Below are 19,499 nucleotides of genomic sequence, written 5' to 3'. Positions count from 1 at the left end.
ATCCTGAGCCTGTCGAAGGATAATGACGAAATGGCTTCGACAAGCTCAGCCCGAACGGTAACTGGAATTCATGGTCGGCAAAATGCGTAAACTACTCAAAGAACCCCTGATCCATTTCCTCGGCGGCGCATTGCTTGTGTTCGGTTTCTTCTGGGCCACCGGAACCAATCGCGATCCTGCCGATTATGCGATCACAATTGCCGACGCGGATATCCAGCGGTTAAAAACCGGCTGGGAACAAAACTTCCGGCGACCGCCAACGAACGAAGAACTTGAGGGGTTGATTAATCAGGAAATTACCGAAGAAATCTATTATCGCGAGGCATTGCGATTGGGACTGGACCAAGGTGACCCCGTAATCCGGCGGCGGCTGTTCACAAAGATGCGGTTTTTGAACAATGAAGATGCTGCAAATGAAGAGCCATCCGATGCAGATTTGCAAAAATGGATGGATATAAATCCCGAACAATATGTACTGTCGTCACTATATAATCTGGAACAAATCTATCTCGGACAGGGTGACTCAGGAAATGCAGATCGCGTAAATCAAATTGTCGAGCAATTGAACAAGGGCACGGTAAAACCGGCGGATGTTGCACGGCCAATCTCGCTCCCCGCCACATTGTCCAAAGCAAGCATGTCGGACATCAGCCGTCAGTTCGGTGAACAGTTTGCGGATGGATTGGAAGCACTCAAACCTGGCCTATGGCGGGGCCCGGTACCATCAGGATTCGGTCTGCATCTGGTAAAAATAACAAGCAAGACTCCGGGCAAAGCCGCCGCTTTGGATGAAGTCCGTCAACAGGTCACAAACGACTGGCGGGCCGCCCAAACCGCGGCTAGCGAAACAAAAGCGCTGGACCGCTACAAAGCGCAATATGATATAGAAGTGGCGGGCCGGAAATGAGACTAGCCTTTATTTTGAGCGGAATTGTTGTATTGTTTGTAACCAACACGCCAGCCCGCGCCGACGAATTGCGGCCTGCTTATGTCGAGCTGACCCAGCAAAGTGCAAAGCAATGGACATTGTTATGGAAAGCCTCTGCCCAGTCGCGACTGGGTGCGACGGGCGAAGCCATTGTGCCGGAAAATTGCGAGGTCCGCGGTGCGCCGCAAAAACGTTTTGCCAATACCAATATTCTGACGACGCTCACGCTAAGCTGCAATGGCAATCTGGAAGGGCAGAATATTGGCCTGAAAGCGCTGGAGTTATCTTCAACCGATGCGCTGGTTCGCGTAGCACCGCTAGGTGGAGAGACGCAGACATTGCGGCTGACACCCGACCAGCCCATCGCGACCATTGCCGGTAAAGACGAAATTGCCAATGTTGCATGGACATATACAGTTATCGGGGTTGAACATATCGTGCTCGGTTTCGATCATCTCCTGTTTGTGCTGGCATTAGTGCTTTTGCTCAAAGGCGGCTGGCTGGTCGCCAAGACGGTGACCGCGTTTACCGTTGCGCACAGCATCACATTAATCGGCACCACGTTGGGCTATTTATCCTTACCCCAACAGCCAGTTGAAGCGGTCATTGCGCTATCGATTGTCTTCCTCGCAGTTGAAATCGTCAAGGCGAAACCGGGAGAGTTTAGGCTATCGGAGCGCTTTCCGTGGGTCGTCGCTTTCCTATTCGGCCTGCTGCACGGTTTCGGCTTTGCCGGAGCCTTGGCCGAAATTGGACTGCCCCAAGGCGATGTCCCAATGGCGCTGCTGACGTTTAATCTCGGCGTCGAAATCGGTCAGCTGTTGATCGTTGCGGCAGGGTTGCTCGTTCTTTGGTTGATCCGGAAATATCAGGACAGCCTGACGCAGCCGGTAAAGACGGCGTCAGCCTATGGCATCGGCATTATCGCGACGTACTGGTTTATCGAGCGGATGATTGCCTGATCAGGATCGAGGCTCGCCAAGCTGCGCGACCCGTAGTTCGATCTTTTTCATCTCCGCGAGAAGTGACAGCAGGTTCATCCGGTCAAACATCCACATTTTGAGCAGCCCAACCGCCTGAAACGAGAGCAGTAAACCGGCTGACCATAAAATAGTCTCGCGAACTTGTTCCGCCTGGATCGCTTGCCAGCCGCAATATAATGCACCCAGAAACCACAGAAACGTGACAACCGTGATCAGATAAGACCAGAACCGCATCGGGCCGCGCATCGTTGCTCCCAGCTGATCAAAAAGCCCCCGGCCACCCTCCAGATCGTCGAGAAACGCCTTGTCATCGGCGCTCAGGGCTGCACTCAAGTCATTATCAAAATTGCTCATGTCATTCTCCTTGATCGTCATCATTTAAAATCTCTTTCAATTGCCTGCGCGCATGGAACAGTCGGGACTTAGCCGTGCCAACCGGCGTATCTGTTACTTCGGCAATTTCGGCCAGTGTCAGACCTTCACTGAAATAGAGCGTGGCCGCTGAGCGATGTTCATCGCTGAGCCGGGCAAAAGCCTGATCAATCGTCACCTTGTCTTCGCCGCTCGGCCCAATGGAAGGCTCATCGTGCTCAGTAGCCGCCTTAAAATGTTCCCGGCTGCGTTGATTTTTGCGAATCCGGTCGGCACATTTGCGGTGCAAGATCGTGTAAGCCCAAGCCGGAAATCGCGACGTATCCCGCAAGCCGGTCCAGCCTCTGCAAATACTGCTCCATGCCTCCTGCACGGCGGAACACGCTTGCTCTTCGTCGCGGAGCAATCGGTACGCGGTACGCATCAACCGGGGATACCAGCGCGCGGCCAGCCGCTCTCCTGCGCGTCGATCACCGGCCTGCACCCGCGTCAGCAATAGCTCGTCAAATATCCTGTCGGTATCACTGTAACGCATGAACACCTCGTGCCCTTTTACTCCTGTAGTCGGAGCAAGGGGGCAAAAGGTTCAAAATGGCAAAAAAATTATCCCGCCGGAGGACGGTGCGCTTCGTCAGACCAATCCTGCCGCATCGCCCATTGCTCGAGTGTTTCAAACTCAACTTCTGGCAGGCGTTCCTGCATATAATCGGTATTCACAACAAAGGGCTGCGTTGGGGACTCATTATTATAGGTGTAGAAAGCCGCGATACCCGCTGAGGTTGCCGCGCGATTCTCTTCCGGCATCTCGTCACCGAAAGCGCCGACCAAAAGGTCGCCAAATTCTTCCGGTGTGCAGGGATCATATTTGATTTCATGACCAAACACTTTCGAGAGTGTTGCTGCGACTTCCGGTGGATGCAGTCTTTGCGGGCCACCAATGTTGAGCCAGGAGCCTTCAAAATCGGGCCGATCGAGGGCAGCGACCATGCATTTGCCTACGTCGTCGAGGCTGATCCAGTTGGCTAGCAGATGGGCCTTGTGCGGATAAACATAGCGCTTTTCATGAACGATGAATGGACGCGCCCAGTTGGTGAGCAGATTGTCCATAAACAGCACCGAACCAAAGATGGTTGCCGGAACGCCGGAACGGAAAATCTCGTTAATTGCGACCGTATTATTGCCGTAGGTGAACGGATCGCCGGGCTTGTCGGGAATCCAGCTGGACGTATTCCAGATGAAACGGTCGCTTCCGGCTTGCTTGACTGCCGCCGCAACCCGTCCCGTCAGCGTGGCGCGGTCTTCGCGGGCCTGCAACGGATGGGTGTAAAATACCGCATCAGAGCCTTCAAAAGCGGGAACCCAGGTGGATTCGTCATAGAGATCAAAAATCCGCGCCTCGTCAGCGGCGTTGCTACCACCCAGATCCGGGTTTTCACTTCGCGAAAGCGCTCGGACCTTATGACCTGAAGCGGCGAGTTGCCGTATTTGTGCCAGACCCTGACGCCCTGTTGCGCCGACCACCGATACCAACGACATGATTCGCTCTCCTCTTTATCTTTGGGGAGGAAGCTAGTGGCGCAGACGCTTTCGCCCAATGCTCCATTTTATCAGGTCATTTTTGTTAGGATGACTTCCCGATACGGTGATCAAGCTTTGCCCGTCAGTTTCGCCTGCCAACGTTGCATCCCGCCAATCCAGCGTTCGGGATCACCGGCTTTATGCTTCATATAGTCGGCGACCTGCGGATGCGGCAAGATCAGGAAGCGCTCTTCCTCGATCGCTTCGAGCACGTCTTGCGCCACCGCTTCGGCGGACAGCATGCCATCTTTATCGACGCTGGCGGTATCCATATGCGCGGTCATCGGCGTGGCGACACCTTGCGGGCAGAGCACCGACACCTTGAGCCCCTCTGCGCCGTGGGTAATTGCAAGCCATTCGGCGAAACTCACCGCGGCATGTTTGGTCACCGAATAGGGCGCGGAACCAATTTGTGCGAGCAGCCCCGCCGCCGAAGCCGTACTCATAATATAGCCACCGCCCCGCGCCAGCATTTTGGGCACCAGCACCCGGGCTGCACGGATATGCGCTTGGACATTAATATCCCAGATCATCTGCCAGCCCTCATCCGGCACCTCGACACCGCCATCAAGACCGATGCCCGCGTTGGAAACAAACAGATCAATCGGACCAATATCGGCCTCGACCGTTTCAATCAAATGCACGATATCTGCACCAAGCGATACATCTGTGTGAAAGGCCGTGCCGCCCACTTCCTCGGCAACCGCTTGCGCGCCTTCCAGATTGCGGTCGGCGCAGATAATATGTTTCGCGCCCGCTTCGGCAAAACGCCGCGCCATGGCCGCACCAATCCCGCTGCCGCCGCCAGTAATTACAATGATTTTGTCTTTAACATTCATGAGCTATTTCTCCTGCCGGTCACCTGACACCGGGTGGCGAGGATGGCAAGAGCGCGCGGAAGTCAGCTCAGAAATATTTTTGAGGAAAATGATTAACTATCAAAAAATGGCACCCGCGAACCAGATCAGCTGGCCAGCCGCACCACTTCTATGGCTTGCAAATTATCGGGCTGATCCGGCCAAATACCGCGCGTATCATAAACGACCTTGTTGGCCCGTTCCTCCAGCGGAATGGACTTGAACACATCATGGTCGGTCAATGTGATCATGATCGGGCAAGTTTCCAACGCTTGGTCGATATCGATGAGTTCGGCACCTGTATCCTCGAACGCCGCAGGCAATTCGCTGGCATAGGGCTCAACAATCTTGATGCGCGAACCATAGCGCCGCGCCAGTTTCACGGCAATTTTCAGTGCCGGACTCTCGCGAAAATCATCGATATTGGCCTTGAATGCCAATCCAAAGCACGCAACAGACCGATGCGGCAATTCGTCGATCATCTGCGATGCTCTTTCCAGCACGTGATCGATTTTGCCGTCGTTCACCTCGCGGGCAATTCGGATAAGCGGCGTATGATCGGGCGCGCTGTGGATTATGAACCACGGATCGACCGCGATACAATGGCCGCCAACACCAGGCCCGGGTTGGAGAATGTTCACCCGGGGATGCCGATTGGCGAGCCGAATGACTTCCCACACGTCCAGATCCATCTGATCGGCAACAATCGACAGTTCATTGGCAAAGGCGATGTTTACATCGCGGTAGCTGTTTTCAACGAGCTTGGTCATTTCTGCCGCCCGCGCGGTTGTGGTTACCAATTCACCGCGCACAAACCTACGATAGAAGCCGAGAGCTTTGCGCGCGCAACGGGGCGTAATACCGCCGATGCTGCGGTCATTCTGGATGAGCTCTTCGAGAATTTTCCCCGGCAATACCCGCTCTGGGCAATAAGCGATGGAAATATCAGGAATCTCGTCGACAATGCCCGGTATTTTCAGATCGGGCCGCAGCTTTGCGATCAGATCCCGCATTTTCTCGGTCGTGCCGACAGGAGAGGTGGATTCCAATATGATTGTGTCACCGGCCTTGAGCGCCGCCGCCACATTGGTCGCTGCGTCCATCACATAGCTTGTATCAGGGACATGGTTGTCGCCAAATGGCGTCGGCACAGCGATCACAAATACATCTGCCGGTTCGACATGCAAGGATGCGCGCAATGTGCCGCGGGCCACAACGCCCTGGACGAGACCATCAAGATCCACTTCTTCGATATGGATTTTACCGCTGTTGATTGTGTCAACGACATGCTCAGTAACATCGACGCCTACAACCGGACAGCCGGAGCGTGCGATGACGGCGGCGGTTGGAAGGCCAATATAACCCAGGCCCAAAACGCAAACAGACGGTTTTTCTTCAGATAACATCGGTGCCAAAACTCCACATCGCGCCGTCATGGCGCTGCAATTCCGGCTTATTGTTATGAGAATAATGTAAATATTTCGGTAACTTCGAATAAGTTTGACGACGAATTAGCCCACTAGGCTTTTCACAATAATATCAGCAATCCGCTGGCTGGCCTTGCCATCGCCAAACGGGTTATGCGCCATGGCCATGCCTTGATAATATTCCTGATCATCCAGCAGCCTCATCGCTTCCGAGACTATAGCCCCTTTGTCCGTACCAACCAGTTTTGCCGTCCCCGCCTCGATGCCTTCGGGCCGTTCCGTCGTGTCACGCATCACCAGCACCGGTTTTCCAAGCGCTGGCGCCTCCTCCTGCACACCGCCGCTATCGGTTAACATGAAGGTGCAAGCATTGAGCAAAGCGACAAAATTGGGATAATCGAGCGGTTCGATCATCGCCACATTGGCCATGCCTGCAAGCGCGTCGTTCATGATCGCGCGAACGTTGGGATTGAGATGAACGGGAAAAATCAGCGCTACATCGTCACGCGCAGCTATTTCTTTTAGCGCAGCGGCAATATTGGTCAAACCATCACCAAAATTCTCACGCCGGTGGCTGGTTACGCCAATGATCTTTTTGTCAGCATATTTGGCAAACAGAGATGTGAGTTCCGGATTGAGCTTTTGATCCGATTGCGTTTTCCCAGCTGTTATCAGCAAAGCATCAATCACGGTGTTGCCAGTCACGGAAATCTGCTCTTCGGCGATATTTTCCTTGCGCAGCGCGTTGGCCGAGGTTTCGGTTGGCGCGAAATGCTGGTCGGCGATGCTGCCAATAATCTTGCGGTTCACTTCCTCGGGCCAAGGATGATAGATATTATAGCTACGCAAGCCGGCTTCGACATGGCTTACCGGGATTTTGCGATAATAGGCCGACAGCGCGCCGCACATGGCGGTTGCGGTATCGCCTTGCACAACGACCCGGCTTGGCTTGGCCTGATCGAGAATCCCACCGATTCCGGATAAAAGCCTGCCGGTTAGTTCATCCAGATTTTGATCGGCCCGCATGATATCAAGATCAAAATCCGGCTTGATCGCAGCAATATCCAGCACCTGGTCCAGCATTTCACGATGCTGTGCAGTCACACAGGTCAGCGTATCAACATCGGAGCGCTCACCAAGGGAGCGGACCACAGGAAATAATTTAATCGCTTCTGGTCGTGTGCCAAACACGACAAGAACTTTGGGCGTGATGCCAGATGTTTTACTCATGAGCGCTGACTATCAGATTATGTTTAAATATTTTGATAATTGTCCCTGTGTGAGTTAAATTTTGGGATCAACAGGGCTGAACATCTTTCCGCAACAGGATTGACGATAGTTCAGACATTACAAATGCATCACTTGCCGAGCTTCATTCGAATTTGGCTTTCCTTTGGAACAACAGGCTGTTAACGGAAGTTAACGGTGTCGCGCAAACGTAAAATATAGAGTAAGAAAATAGCATGACCGCCGTTATCACCTCCATTCTCGAGCGAATCGCAGGCATTCCGCGTTGGCAGAAGCAGGCTATCGTCTTTTTGCTGGATATCATATTATGCATCCAGTCGATCTGGATTGCGTATTCCTTGCGGATTGGCGTTTGGATTTACTGGGATTACGCGGTTGAGAAAGTGGTCCTCGGCGCGCTGCTGACGATGATCCCGACATTTTATTTTGCCGGTGTCTACAAGGCCATTTTCCGATATGCCGGAGCGGGCATGATGAAGACGCTGGTGCGCGCATTCTTCTTTTATTCCGTTCCAATTTTGGTGATTTTTGTTATTGTTGGGATTGACGGAGTGCCTCGCACTATCGGGATGATCCAGCCGACTATCTTTTTCATATTGGTTGGGTTTTCGAGAGTTACTGCCAGATATTTGATGCTGGATATTCTTAACCGCAATCGGTTTGGCGGGGAAACAAAAAACGTCCTGATCTACGGTGCTGGCAATGCCGGACAACAGCTTGCTGCTTCTATTCAATCCGAACCGGCGATGCGGTTGCACGGATTTGTCGATGACGACAAGAGGCTTAACGGTCAGAAACTTGATGGCAACAAGGTCTTCTGGAGTGGTCGATTACCAACACTAATAGAAAAACACGACATCACCGATATCTTGCTGGCGCTCCCCAATATTTCCCGCAAAAAACGCCGGATGATTGTTGAAGAGATCCAGCAGTTCAAAGTGCATGTGCAAACCTTGCCCAATATGAAAGAGATCATGGATGGCCGGGTGTCATTCAATGATATTCGCGAACTGGATATCGAGGATCTTCTTGGACGGGAACCCGTGGCACCCCATGAACTTTTGCTGGGTCGAACGATTGTCGGCAAAACTGTTATGGTAACCGGAGCAGGCGGTTCCATCGGCAGCGAGCTGTGCCGGCAAATTGTCAGAATCGGCGCACGACGGCTGGTGCTATATGAAATTTCGGAATTTTCCTTATACGCGATCGACCAGGAGCTGCAAACCTATGCGAGCGAACAAGGCCATCAGCATATAGACATAGTGCCGTTGCTCGGATCGGTGACCGACGCCCAGCGACTTGCTTTTGTTTTCGGGCGCTGGCAGCCCGAGACCGTCTTCCATGCTGCAGCTTACAAGCATGTGCCATTGGTTGAAGCCAATCCGGTTGAAGGGGTCCGCAACAACATCTTGGGTACTTTCGAAGTCGTGAATGCTGCACATATGGCTGGAATAAAGGATTTTATCCTGATCAGCACCGACAAGGCGGTTCGCCCCACGAATATAATGGGCGCAACCAAACGGGGTGCTGAACAGATTTTGCAAGCCTTTGCGGCCAAAGCCGGAAATACCAAATATTCGATGGTCCGGTTTGGTAATGTGCTGGGATCAAGCGGATCGGTTGTCCCGCTATTCCGCCAGCAAATCGAGGCGGGCGGCCCAATCACGCTGACACATCGGGACGTTACGCGCTATTTCATGACAATTCCCGAAGCAGCGCTGCTGGTTATACAGGCAGGAGGATTGGCTAAAGGAGGTGAAGTTTTCGTTCTGGATATGGGCAAGTCGGTAAAGATCATTGATCTGGCGCGGACGATGGTTCAACTATCAGGGCTCTCCGTGAGAGACGAAGCTCGTCCTGACGGTGATATCGAAATTGTGGAAGTTGGCCTTCGTCCGGGTGAGAAACTTTACGAAGAGCTGATTATCGGAAATAATCCTGAGGCTACAAAGCATGAACGCATCATGATGGCACATGAAAATTTTACACCCTGGCCGGAACTTCTCAAATTGCTCCATGCATTGAAAAAATGCCGCGACCGCGAAGAAACGATAAGTCTTTTGGAAAACCTGGTGCCCGAGTTTGAACATAATCGAGACAACGCGGCGCAAGTCTCTGCAACTTAGCGCGCTTTTTCGGAGTTGGGCGGTAGATTAGTTTTAGCAGTTTTTTGAAATCTTGAGATGCTATTGGCCACTTCGAACAATGGCGATTTCGGGCTGAAGTAGCGATTTGGTTCCCGCACTGGCCAAGAAGCCCGATTATTTACGGGACGCGCCGGCCCGTTTTGGTGTGGTTCAGGCCTTCTGTGGGGTCTCTGGCCTCTGGCCTCATGTGGCGACGGCTGCCGCCCTTTCCAGCACCACCAGACGGCGCATGTTATAGGCTAGGTTCTGCATCCCGATCTTCACGCCTGCCCGGATGATGCCGATGGTGCGGACAAACTTTCCGCCCATGCTGTTGTGCTGGTTGCCAAACACATGCTCGACCCGTGCACGGACTTTTGAGCGGGTCTTGTTGGCGGCTTCCTGGCGCGGCGTGAGCGGCTTGCCCCGATTGCCGCGCCGGTGGATATGGCTCTTCATCGCGCGCTCGGCGAGCATCTCCTCACTCTCTTTGCTGCGATAGGCGCTATCGGCCGACACGCCGCTGGCGGTGTTATCAGGGTCAAGCACATCCTCTAGCTTCTGGCTGTCATGCACCGAGGCCGTGCTGACCGCGTAACGCCGCACCAGCTTGTGCCGACGGTCGATGTTGATGTGATTCTTGTAGCCGAAGTGCGACTTCCCATGCTTCTTCGTCCAGCGCGCATCCTTGTCTTTCTGGCGGTTCTTGGCGGGGTGTGCCTCCCAGTCTGCTGGCGTTCTCCCGGCTTTGACCGTCATATTATCATCGCGCGTGTTGCGCTGGCGCGGGGCCGGAACGATGGTCGCATCGATGATCTGACCGCCCATCGCAAGATAGCCCTTTGCTTTGAGGTAGCTGTCAAACTGATTGAACAGCCCCTCAACCGCCCCGGCTTTGCCGAGCGCTTCCCGATATAGCCACAGCGTTTTGGCATCTGGCACCGCATCTTCCAGTCCCAACCCGACGAACCGCATGAACGACAGCCGGTCGCGCAACTGATATTCCATCGCGTCGTCCGACAGATTGTAGAGCGCCTGAAGCACCAATGCCTTGAAGATCAGCACCTCATCCCAAGGCTTGCGGCCCGCCAAACTCTTACGGTCAGCGTCTGCACGCTGCAACCCGCCCTTCACCAGAGCTGACTTCAGCTTGACCCGGAACAGCTCAAAGGGAACCGCCGCCAATATCGCCACCAAAGGATCAGACTTCGCGTCCAGCCCCTCATAGCGATGCTCCAAATCAAAAAATCCCCGCTGGCTCATGATCCAAATTCCCCCGTTGCGTCAGAACCCTTGAATCGGATTTTGATCGCTCTGGGAAGGACTATATTTCGAGGTGGCCTATAGGTTATTCCATCTGTTTGATAATGTGATTGTCATAAAAATGTTTCGGGAAAATTTGACAGTTTACGTAGTTGATTCAATAGTCTATTAAATCGCTTGATATCACTGTTTGAGTTTGAAACATGAAGCTTTTCTCTCCTATATTTGTTTGTATTTTTCTTTTGACTGGTTGCGCAGGCAACGGGCGAATGGGGCTGGATAAAGATATCCAATTGTCGTCTCAAGTGTCACTCCCTCCTCCAAACCGTGGAGACGTTCTCGCAAATAATCGTGCCTATTTAATCGGGCCGTTTGACAAATTGGGAATTGATGTATTTGGAATTGAAGACTTGTCGCGAAAGGTTCAAATTGACGCCAGTGGGCGATTATCTTTCCCCTTGATTGGAGTTGTTGAAGCCGCCGGTTTGACACCTGATGAATTGGCCGATCATTTAGAAACCCAGTTGGCTGATCGGTTCGTTAAGAATCCTCAAATAACTGTGAATCTGGAAGATACAGTTAGTCAGGTAATAACGGTCGATGGACAAGTGAATAAACCAGGATTGTACCCTGTTGTTGGTCGTATGACGCTGATGCGTGCCGTCGCAACTGCAGGAGGGACGAGTGAGTTTGCCCAACTGAAAAATGTAGTCGTTTTCCGGACGGTTAACGGTCAGCAAATGGCGGGATTGTTTGATTTAAAGGCGATCAGAAAGGGTAATTATTCTGACCCGGAAGTTTTTGCGAATGATGTCATAATGGTCGGTGATTCTCAGGCTCGCCGCTTATTTAAGGACATATTGCAAGCGTCACCGTTGCTCACAACGCCGCTGATTATTTTATTCCAGAATTGAAAAATAGCGAATCACTCGGCAAAATCGGGCTCTTGGGCCTGCATTGGATATCTACACATAGACATTAGTATTGAATGAAACAACGAAAACTATAAACCGGTTTAGGACTTTCGGCTGGAACCAAGAGTCTTTCATCGCACTATGTTTATCTTTACGGATAATGTTAGAGCAAGTTCAAATTCAAAGTTGATTGAACCGACGCAATGACCAAAAAGATATTTAAATATATCTTAATTGCTCATCCGGAATCGAGTGCTATTCAATAGGGAAATCTGAGAGGGCTGGGTTTTATGAGTCGTAAATTGAAGAACAAACCCCTACCATATTTCGCACTAGTAGGATTTTTGATCCTGACATTTATTACAGGGGGTGGAAGCCGTGCCGATATTCAATCTCTAGTTATATTGCGTCCGGCCGCAATCATTATGTGCGCCCTCGCTTTATTGACGCTCAAATTGGAGCATATAAAAGCATATCGCTACTTGTTTGTTATTGCGACAATAATTTTCTTGCTGGTAGGTTCGCATCTTGTGCCTTTGCCGCCTTCTATTTGGCGCGCATTGCCGAGCGGGGAGCTAGTCTCCAAAGTGTATGAGCTTGCCGGAATTGGAGAAGTCTGGAGACCGCTTTCAATGGTTCCATCAACTACATTGAACGCTTTCTATAGTCTATTTGTTCCTTTGGCTGTTTTATTACTTGGTTCACAAATTTCAGCGGAAGAGAGTTTTAGCTTGTTGCCATTTATACTAATATTCGGATTGCTCAGTGCTTTCGTTGGACTGCTACAAATAATGGGCGCGCCGGACGGCTCTCTCTATTTTTACCGGATTACAAACAACGGGTCCGCTGTAGGACTTTTCTCAAATCGTAATCATCAAGCTATCCTACTGGCCATGCTTTTTCCGATGCTTGCAGTTTACGCTTCGGCAGGTGGAAGAAGGGAGCTAAATAAAACTAAGTTCCGAAACGGAATTATGATCTCTGCCGGAGCAGTATTGATCCCATTGTTATTGGTGACAGGATCCAGAGCGGGCTTGGTACTCGGCACATTTGGCCTAATGGCAGCCTTCTTATTCTATAGTAAATCAGTATCGAACAGGTCTGAAATAAGAAAAGTAGGTAAATGGCGCATATTCGGAATTGTTGTTGGATTTGGCACTCTTAGTTTGGGTGCGATAACTGCACTAATGTCTCGGGGAGAGGCATTGCAGCGGCTTTTCGCTACAGATCAAACAGAGGATCTACGCTTCAAGATATGGCCCATCATTGTTGAAACAAGTTGGAAATATTTCCCAACCGGTTCAGGCATTGGGTCTTTTGTGGAGGTTTATCAAATCGATGAACCCTATAACCTGTTGGCCAGAAGCTATGTCAATCATGCACACAATGACTGGCTTGAGGTATTTATGACCGCCGGCTTACCTGGGTTATTGATCCTTTTATTCTGCATAGTAGCATTCGCGATTGCTACCTATCGGGCATTCGTTGCATCTAAAAAGGATAGTTCTTCGATTCAGTATATGAGGTTGGGAGCAATAATGGTCTTTATGCTGGCGCTTGGGAGTATTGGCGACTACCCGTTGCGAACACCTTCCCTTTCTTGCCTATTTGTAATCGCGTCCATTTGGATGATCAAACGCGATGAATCGGGCAAAAAAAGAGTGGATGCTGACAAAGGGTTGGTCTAGTGGTCGTGCACAATCCGGAATGATCGATTATCATAGGTTAGCTCTTATCTGTGCGTTTGATGAATTGAGAAATATGAATGTTGCAAACTAATTCAGGGTCCACCGTGTCCTTAGGCGCGGGCGCGGGTGGCTATGGCGATGAAACGAGTGAATGGACTGCTCCGCCAATACTACTGCAGTATTGGCAAGTTGCGCTCCGTTGGCGATGGGTAGTTTTAGGTATAATTGTCTCTTCTTTGATCATTGGATTGGTCGCTACGTTGTTGATGACTCCAAAATTCACAGCCACTGCACGGGTCGAGATTAGTCGAACACAAACTAACGTGACAAAAGTTGAAGGACTAGAATTAGAATCTTCCGGTAGAGATGTTGAATTTTATCAAACTCAATATTCACTTTTGTCCGCCCGCACACTTGCGGAACGCGTTGCTCGCCAATTGAAGCTCGCAAAAAGTGAAGCTTTTTTTGCTGCGCATGGGCTCGACAATGGCGATGGCCTACTAAATTCCACAGACTCACTAGGTACCTTATCAAAGAAAGAACTAGATAAGCGTGAGAAATTGGCAGTGGGATTTCTATTGGCTAATGTGAGCATATCTCCCATTCGCGGTTCAGCGTTGGTGGATGTGAGCTATACCAGTAGTTCTCCGAAAATATCTGCTGATATCTCAAATACCTGGACTCAGCAATTCATTGAACAAAGCATGGCGCGTCGGTTTGCTTCAACGGCAGACGCAAGAAAATTTCTAGAGGGGCGTCTAGAAGAGCTTCGCATGCGTCTTGAGACGTCCGAACGTGATCTCGTTAATTATGCTTCGGCAAAAGATATCGTGTCACTTAACCGTGAACGAGATACTGACGGGAAAACCACATCAGAAAGGACGTTAATCACTGCTGAATTGGAGGGACTCAACAAAGAACTCGCAGATGCAACTGCGGATAGGATTGCGTCTGAATCCAGACTCAATGCTAAAGCAAATAGAGAATTGACGCCAGATCCGCTGATTATCAATGGCGCTAGTGCCCAGCTCAGGCAGAAACGGGCTGAATTGAGGGCAGAAATGGCTAAACTGATGGTGCAGTTTGAACCTGAATATCCTTCAGTCAAAGTGCTTGCAGAAGAGATACGTGTCCTCGATGACGGCATCGCCAAGGAGGAAGGCCGACTGACTAATCGGGAAGCCGCTCGCGCGTCAAACAATCGCATAACGGACTACCGTGCGGCATTAAATCGCGAAAGTGGACTCACGCGACGAGTTAATACGTTGAAAAAACGGTTCAGTCAGCAGCAACGGGATATTATCCAGTATAATATCTACCTCCGTGAAGTTGACAATAATCGACAACTTTATGATGCCATTCTGCAGCGCTACAAGGAAATTGGGGTTGCGGGAATTGGATCTAATAATGTCGCAATTGTCGACGTAGCCAACATTCCTAACAGCCCATCATCGCCAAATTTGCCGTTCAATTTGGTTTTATCTCTTATGCTCGGGCTTGGATTGTCCGTCGTCGTAGTGGTTGGGTTGGACCAGATCGAGGAAGGTTTGCGGGATCCATCTCAAGTAAACCGCTTACTTCATCTGCCGTTATTGGGCGGCGTCCCAAGCATACCGCCGGAAAATATACAAGAGATGATGAGCGACACCAAGTCTGTATTATCGGAAGCCTATTTCACTGTCAGATCCAATCTGGCATTTTCCACTGATCATGGCGTGCCACGGACATTTATGGTCACCAGTACACGGTCTGCCGAAGGCAAAAGTACCAGCAGTACCGTGTTGGCTACCATTTTGGCGCGAACTGGTAAAAAAGTGCTGCTCCTTGATGCTGATATGCGGTCGCCCTCTATAAATGGCCTTTTTGGACTCCAAAACGATCGAGGATTGAGCAACTATTTGGCAGGGGAAGATGATTGGCAGAATCTTTTGATTCCAACCACCAATGATTTTGTGACAATATTACCGGCTGGCCCTGCCCCCCTAGTGCGGCAGAGCTATTGAGTAGCGACAGGGCCAAGATGTTGATTCAACATCTAACTCAAATTTACGATCATGTTATTATCGATGCACCTCCAGTCCTTGGTTTGGCAGATGCGCCACTTTTATCCCGAATAGTAGAAGGGGTGGTTTTCGTATCAGAGGCTGAAGGCGTGCCCATTCGAGAGATTAAGACTGCGTTGGCTAGAATTCAGGCTTCCCATTCCCATGTCTTTGGAGTTATCGTAACTAAGCTTCAGGAAGTCGCTTCAGGTTATGGTTATGGTTATCACTATGGATATGGAACTAGAGGTGACGAGAATCCGAAAGATCCTTACAAGACATAGTTCAGTTTCTATGATCAAAGTTTCTCAGCTTATTTTGCGTGTAATGGCCATAGTTGTTTTGGTTTTTCTATCGGGCCAAGCTGCTTTGCAGGCGCTTTCGACCGTCGTTGCGTTAACCAATCCCGCGCAAGCATTGCAAATCATGCCAAACTCGACATCGCGACAAAAGACTGCAAACGTGATGTTGTTGACGCAACCAGATAATATCCCGTGGAACAAGATCACCGAACTCGCGAGATCAGCTTTAAGGGAAGATCCCATTGCATCCCGAGGACTCGTTCATTTAGGCTTGAACTACGAAAATGAAGGCCAGCAGAGCCTTGCTCTGGAAGCCATGTCATTGTCGCAAACATTATCACGTCGTGATTTAATTGCGCAGTTCTGGCTTTCTCAGCAAGCTGCAAGGGAAGGAAAAATCGAAAAATACTTCGAGCATTCTGACATTGCATTTACAGTCAATGCACAGAGCAATTCGATAATGATACCTCAGCTAACGCGCGCAATTTCGGAACCAGAAGTACAGGCCGTATTTGGAAACTATATTCGACAAAAACCGATATGGTTGCCGGAAGTTATAAATCAGATTCTTAGCGAAATTGAAAATCCCGCCCATGTAGCGGATACATTGATGCTTGCAGGCGGTTTGCCCGAAGGTGACGTGTTCAGGGCGATCGAGGGAAAAGTGATAAACCGGCTTATAGGTAAAGGCGATATACAGACGGCTAAAAAATATTTTCTTTCGCTCGATGCTAAAAATAACGCTATTTTGTCCAACACCCGTTTTTTTTCAAGAAACGTGAATCCTGCTACTGCTCCAATGACATGGGGCATCCTGACCGGGCATATGTCAGAGGGCAATTTCACCTCTTCTGAAGACGGAAAAAGCTTGGATCTTCAAGGACAAGTTGCCCCAACAGGCAGGGGCGAAATTGCCCGAAAGTTACTGTTTCTAACCCCTGGTCGCTATCAGGTGAGTGCAACTGGCGAAGTGGATGATGATGGGGAAGGATCCGGTGCTTTCGCAATCTTGTCATGCGCGTCTGGCCGACCCAACGGAGAATTGATGCGGTATACCATTTCTCCCAAACCCATACTCAAAACTGTCGAACTGCCAAGCACATGCATTGCATATTACATGACTATAGAAATTCGTGCGAGTGATGGCCAATTCGGCCTCATTTCAACTATCTATGATATTAAATTGGACAAATTATGACAAATAGAAAAATTGCTTTGATTGGCTGTGGTGGCTGGGGCAAAAATCTCGCTCGAAATTTACATGAATTGGGTGCGTTGGTATTGATTGTTGATCCCTCACCAAATGCTGCCGAGTTGGCAAAGAGTTTAGGCGTCCGCTGTTCAACAGATCTTGCGGATGCGATTGACGATCCGTCAATAGACGGCATCGCTATTGCCACGCCTGCTCCAACGCATTTTGCAATTGCAGAGCGTGCAATGCTCGCCGGCAAAGGCGTCTTTGTTGAAAAGCCGATTGCACTCTCAACTAAAGAAGGAGAAAGATTGCGTGAAATATCCAGCGATACCGGTGAGGTATTGATGGTGGGGCATTTACTCCAATATCATCCCGTCTACCTTCGCTTAAAGGAGCTGAGCGAAGCAGGCGAATTGGGCGATATTAAATATATGGCCTCCAGCCGACTGAGCATGGGAATGATCCGAACCGAAGAAAATGTTATTTGGAGCTTCTCACCACATGATATTTCCATGGTGTTAGGAATCGCAGGAACGATACCAGAGCGAGTTAGCGCAATAGGAACTCTCGTATTACCACAAAAGATAGCTGATAACGGAACAATCCACCTGGTTTGGAAAAATGGATTGCGCGCAGATATAACGTCTTCATGGCTTAGCCCGCAAAAAGAACAAAAATTGGTCGTGGTTGGCGACAAGGCAATGGCAGTATTTTCGGATACGATGCCGTGGGAAGAAAAACTGACCATATATCGAAATGAAGTCACATATGTTGATGGACGCCCCAAGGCTGTGAAAGGTGCGGCAGACATGGTTGACGTCCCGCAGGCGGAGCCTTTGAAAATGGAAATGCAACACTTCATTGATTGCCTTGCCGAGTCCAAAAGCCCGCGGACGGACGCTGCGGAAGCCACACGTGTTCTGGCGGTGTTACAATGCGCCGAGTCTTCGCTGGAGAACGACAATAAATGGGTCAAGTCTGAAGATTTTATAGCGGAGGAGTAATTTTTAGTTCTGCCGCCAGCGGCAAAACGAACTCGTCTTAGTGGCTCACGTTGCTCGGACGGACTACTTTCCAAAAGGTCAGTATTATTATTTTGAGGTCGAGCCAAGGCGATCGTCTGTTCATATATTCAGATTCAAATTCAACTTTGGTCGGAATCGGCAGATCATCCCGCCCATTAATTTGGGCCCAGCCGGTGATACCGGGAGTCAACACGTTAATCCCTCTCTCTCGCCGCAAGGAAATCAAGTCATCCTGATTGAAAAGCGCTGGCCTCGGGCCGACCATGGTCATTTCCCCTGTTAACAAACAAAAGAGTTGAGGGATTTCGTCCAAGCTGGTGCGCCGGAGAAATGGTCCAACCGACGTAAGCCACCGTCCGGGTTCATCTAACAGATGCGTCGCCACCGTTGGCGTATCGATCCGCATTGTCCGAAATTTGGGCATAAGAAAAATTATATCATTCTTGCCGGACCGTTTTGACCAGTAAAGTGCAGGTCCCTTGGATGTTAGTTTTACCGCAAATGCGACCACAACAGACAGTGGTAAAACAAATGGCAGTGCCGCCGCCAAGAGCAACATATCAATCAATCGTTTCAAGCTGTGATCCTAACCATTAAACATCCTTACCTTTTGGAGATATCGATAAATATTTTGGGGTTTAACGATACGGAAGAGTAAGTGCAAGGATCACAATTGCCGACACGGAACTACATTGGTCGAAAACCAATCTACTAGGGTCCGGACCCAATAAGGGGATTCCCAAGGCGGCGTGAATGTGATTCAATGCTTTCATCGAGGAGGCATTGGATATGGCGGATTTCTTTTGGTTTTCGGATGAGCAGTGGGCACGGATTGCGCCATTGTTGCCAGTGAACGGCAAGGGCGCAAGGCGGGTGGATGATCGCCGGGTGCTCTCAGGGATTGTCCATGCGCTGCAAAGCGGTGGTCGCTGGGGTGATTGCCCGCCGGTCTATGGTCCAAAGAAGACGCTCTACAACCGCTTTGTGCGCTGGGCCGAGCGCGGGATATGGGAAGACATCTTCAGCGCATTGGCTGGGGCCGAAGATGCACCTGACCGGCTGTTTATCGACAGTAGCTGCATCAAGGTCCACCGGACAGCCGGAGGCGCAAAAGGGGGGCCTTGGCCAATGGTATCGGCCAAACGCGCGGGGGTCGGAACACCAAACTCCACGCTATCTGCGATGTGAAAGGCAGGCCCCTTGTCCTGCTGCTGACACCCGGCAACGCACACGATATGCGGGTTGCCAAACAGTGCATTGCGGCCATGCCGCCATCTGCTGAACTGGTTGGCGATAAAGGCTATGACAGCGATGAACTCAGAGCCTGGCTGGCATCAAGAGGCACTATGGCGGTCATCCCGCCCAAGCGTCACCGCAAGGTCAAGCTCGACTGTGATCCTGCCATCTACAGACAGCGCAACGTCATTGAACGCATGTTCTGCCGCTTCAAAGACTGGCGTAGGGTTGCCACACGCTTCGACCGAAATATCAAAAACTTCATGGCCACCATCGCCATAGCGGCTACCGTCATCTGGTGGCTCAAATGAGTAC

General features: G+C 50.5%; 17 protein-coding genes and 1 pseudogene. 10 read left to right on the top strand and 8 right to left on the bottom strand.

Annotated features, from left to right (window positions below):
* The first annotated feature begins 82 nt into the window (after positions 1-82).
* Together HF685_RS11180 and HF685_RS11175 are read left to right on the top strand one after the other, a co-directional pair.
* Complete coding sequence (locus tag HF685_RS11180) at positions 83-907, top strand: peptidyl-prolyl cis-trans isomerase (protein WP_168820021.1); 825 nt, start codon at positions 83-85, stop codon at positions 905-907.
* Complete coding sequence (locus tag HF685_RS11175) at positions 904-1,890, top strand: HupE/UreJ family protein (RefSeq protein WP_168820020.1); 987 nt, start codon at positions 904-906, stop codon at positions 1,888-1,890. The genes HF685_RS11180 and HF685_RS11175 overlap by 4 nt, the downstream gene beginning before the upstream one ends.
* Here HF685_RS11175 and HF685_RS11170 read toward each other — a convergent pair whose 3' ends face one another.
* The 6 genes from HF685_RS11170 to wecB all read right to left on the bottom strand — a co-directional run bounded on the left by HF685_RS11170 (position 1,891) and on the right by wecB (position 7,375).
* Entirely contained in the window at positions 1,891-2,265 is a 375-nt protein-coding gene (locus HF685_RS11170) for a DUF6768 family protein (RefSeq protein WP_211051143.1), read from the bottom strand.
* A gap of 1 nt (position 2,266) precedes the next feature.
* Positions 2,267-2,818 carry an RNA polymerase sigma factor gene (locus tag HF685_RS11165; RefSeq protein WP_168820018.1) on the bottom strand — a complete coding sequence of 184 codons (552 nt, stop codon included), beginning with the start codon at positions 2,816-2,818 and terminating at the stop codon, positions 2,267-2,269.
* A 68-nt stretch (positions 2,819-2,886) separates the two neighbouring features.
* Entirely contained in the window at positions 2,887-3,819 is a 933-nt protein-coding gene (locus HF685_RS11160; protein WP_168820017.1) for an SDR family oxidoreductase, read from the bottom strand.
* Positions 3,820-3,929: 110 nt separating this feature from the next.
* Positions 3,930-4,700 (bottom strand): SDR family oxidoreductase, encoded by a 771-nt coding sequence (locus HF685_RS11155; RefSeq protein WP_168820016.1) that lies wholly within the window; start codon positions 4,698-4,700, stop codon positions 3,930-3,932.
* A 125-nt stretch (positions 4,701-4,825) separates the two neighbouring features.
* Positions 4,826-6,124 carry a UDP-N-acetyl-D-mannosamine dehydrogenase gene (wecC, locus tag HF685_RS11150; RefSeq protein ID WP_168820015.1) on the bottom strand — a complete coding sequence of 433 codons (1,299 nt, stop codon included), beginning with the start codon at positions 6,122-6,124 and terminating at the stop codon, positions 4,826-4,828.
* A 105-nt stretch (positions 6,125-6,229) separates the two neighbouring features.
* Positions 6,230-7,375 (bottom strand): non-hydrolyzing UDP-N-acetylglucosamine 2-epimerase, encoded by a 1,146-nt coding sequence (gene wecB, locus HF685_RS11145; RefSeq protein WP_168820014.1) that lies wholly within the window; start codon positions 7,373-7,375, stop codon positions 6,230-6,232.
* 233 nt (positions 7,376-7,608) lie between these two features.
* Here wecB and HF685_RS11140 point away from each other — a divergent pair, with 233 nt between their 5' ends.
* Positions 7,609-9,519: a polysaccharide biosynthesis protein gene (locus HF685_RS11140; protein WP_168820012.1), complete on the top strand. Its 1,911-nt coding sequence runs from the start codon at positions 7,609-7,611 to the stop codon at positions 9,517-9,519.
* 204 nt (positions 9,520-9,723) lie between these two features.
* On the opposite strand, the gene HF685_RS11135 is transcribed toward HF685_RS11140, so the two are convergent.
* Entirely contained in the window at positions 9,724-10,782 is a 1,059-nt protein-coding gene (locus HF685_RS11135) for an IS5 family transposase (protein ID WP_168819961.1), read from the bottom strand.
* 203 nt (positions 10,783-10,985) lie between these two features.
* On the opposite strand from HF685_RS11135, the gene HF685_RS11130 reads away from it, so the two are divergent.
* The 6 genes from HF685_RS11130 (at position 10,986) to HF685_RS11105 (ending at position 17,927) form a co-directional block, all read left to right on the top strand.
* Positions 10,986-11,696: a polysaccharide biosynthesis/export family protein gene (locus HF685_RS11130; RefSeq protein ID WP_168820010.1), complete on the top strand. Its 711-nt coding sequence runs from the start codon at positions 10,986-10,988 to the stop codon at positions 11,694-11,696.
* 290 nt (positions 11,697-11,986) lie between these two features.
* A complete protein-coding gene (locus HF685_RS11125) occupies positions 11,987-13,384 on the top strand; it encodes an O-antigen ligase family protein (protein ID WP_168820008.1) in 1,398 nt (465 codons plus the stop codon).
* A gap of 77 nt (positions 13,385-13,461) precedes the next feature.
* The gene (locus HF685_RS11120) at positions 13,462-15,387 is read left to right on the top strand and encodes a GumC family protein (RefSeq protein ID WP_246218589.1); all 1,926 of its coding nucleotides are present in this window, start codon (positions 13,462-13,464) and stop codon (positions 15,385-15,387) included.
* The gene (locus HF685_RS11115; protein WP_168820003.1) at positions 15,384-15,710 is read left to right on the top strand and encodes a P-loop NTPase family protein; all 327 of its coding nucleotides are present in this window, start codon (positions 15,384-15,386) and stop codon (positions 15,708-15,710) included. Before HF685_RS11120 ends, HF685_RS11115 begins: the two co-directional genes overlap by 4 nt.
* 10 nt (positions 15,711-15,720) lie before the next feature.
* Positions 15,721-16,926 (top strand): hypothetical protein, encoded by a 1,206-nt coding sequence (locus HF685_RS11110; RefSeq protein WP_168820001.1) that lies wholly within the window; start codon positions 15,721-15,723, stop codon positions 16,924-16,926.
* A complete protein-coding gene (locus tag HF685_RS11105; protein WP_168820000.1) occupies positions 16,923-17,927 on the top strand; it encodes a Gfo/Idh/MocA family protein in 1,005 nt (334 codons plus the stop codon). The genes HF685_RS11110 and HF685_RS11105 overlap by 4 nt, the downstream gene beginning before the upstream one ends.
* Before the next feature lie 37 nt (positions 17,928-17,964).
* Here HF685_RS11105 and HF685_RS11100 read toward each other — a convergent pair whose 3' ends face one another.
* Entirely contained in the window at positions 17,965-18,525 is a 561-nt protein-coding gene (locus tag HF685_RS11100) for a sugar transferase (RefSeq protein ID WP_168819999.1), read from the bottom strand.
* A 212-nt stretch (positions 18,526-18,737) separates the two neighbouring features.
* On the opposite strand from HF685_RS11100, the pseudogene HF685_RS11095 reads away from it, so the two are divergent.
* Positions 18,738-19,495: pseudogene (locus HF685_RS11095) on the top strand (IS5 family transposase).
* Positions 19,496-19,499: the final 4 nt, after the last annotated feature.

This window comes from Parasphingorhabdus halotolerans (genome assembly GCF_012516475.1).
Lineage (GTDB): Bacteria > Pseudomonadota > Alphaproteobacteria > Sphingomonadales > Sphingomonadaceae > Parasphingorhabdus > Parasphingorhabdus halotolerans.
The sequence above is the reverse complement of the archived record's forward strand: the minus strand, read 5'-3'. Positions and strand labels throughout refer to the sequence as shown.

Excerpts from the sequence above, each read along its gene's own strand:
- HF685_RS11180 (WP_168820021.1), top strand. The coding sequence starts at position 83 with ATGCGTAAACTACTCAAAGAACCCCTGATCCATTTCCTCGGCGGCGCA.
- HF685_RS11175 (WP_168820020.1), top strand. The coding sequence starts at position 904 with ATGAGACTAGCCTTTATTTTGAGCGGAATTGTTGTATTGTTTGTAACC.
- HF685_RS11170 (WP_211051143.1), bottom strand. The coding sequence starts at position 2,265 with ATGAGCAATTTTGATAATGACTTGAGTGCAGCCCTGAGCGCCGATGAC.
- HF685_RS11165 (WP_168820018.1), bottom strand. The coding sequence starts at position 2,818 with ATGCGTTACAGTGATACCGACAGGATATTTGACGAGCTATTGCTGACG.
- HF685_RS11160 (WP_168820017.1), bottom strand. The coding sequence starts at position 3,819 with ATGTCGTTGGTATCGGTGGTCGGCGCAACAGGGCGTCAGGGTCTGGCA.
- HF685_RS11155 (WP_168820016.1), bottom strand. The coding sequence starts at position 4,700 with ATGAATGTTAAAGACAAAATCATTGTAATTACTGGCGGCGGCAGCGGG.
- wecC (WP_168820015.1), bottom strand. The coding sequence starts at position 6,124 with ATGTTATCTGAAGAAAAACCGTCTGTTTGCGTTTTGGGCCTGGGTTAT.
- wecB (WP_168820014.1), bottom strand. The coding sequence starts at position 7,375 with ATGAGTAAAACATCTGGCATCACGCCCAAAGTTCTTGTCGTGTTTGGC.
- HF685_RS11140 (WP_168820012.1), top strand. The coding sequence starts at position 7,609 with ATGACCGCCGTTATCACCTCCATTCTCGAGCGAATCGCAGGCATTCCG.
- HF685_RS11135 (WP_168819961.1), bottom strand. The coding sequence starts at position 10,782 with ATGAGCCAGCGGGGATTTTTTGATTTGGAGCATCGCTATGAGGGGCTG.
- HF685_RS11130 (WP_168820010.1), top strand. The coding sequence starts at position 10,986 with ATGAAGCTTTTCTCTCCTATATTTGTTTGTATTTTTCTTTTGACTGGT.
- HF685_RS11125 (WP_168820008.1), top strand. The coding sequence starts at position 11,987 with ATGAGTCGTAAATTGAAGAACAAACCCCTACCATATTTCGCACTAGTA.
- HF685_RS11120 (WP_246218589.1), top strand. The coding sequence starts at position 13,462 with ATGTTGCAAACTAATTCAGGGTCCACCGTGTCCTTAGGCGCGGGCGCG.
- HF685_RS11110 (WP_168820001.1), top strand. The coding sequence starts at position 15,721 with ATGATCAAAGTTTCTCAGCTTATTTTGCGTGTAATGGCCATAGTTGTT.
- HF685_RS11105 (WP_168820000.1), top strand. The coding sequence starts at position 16,923 with ATGACAAATAGAAAAATTGCTTTGATTGGCTGTGGTGGCTGGGGCAAA.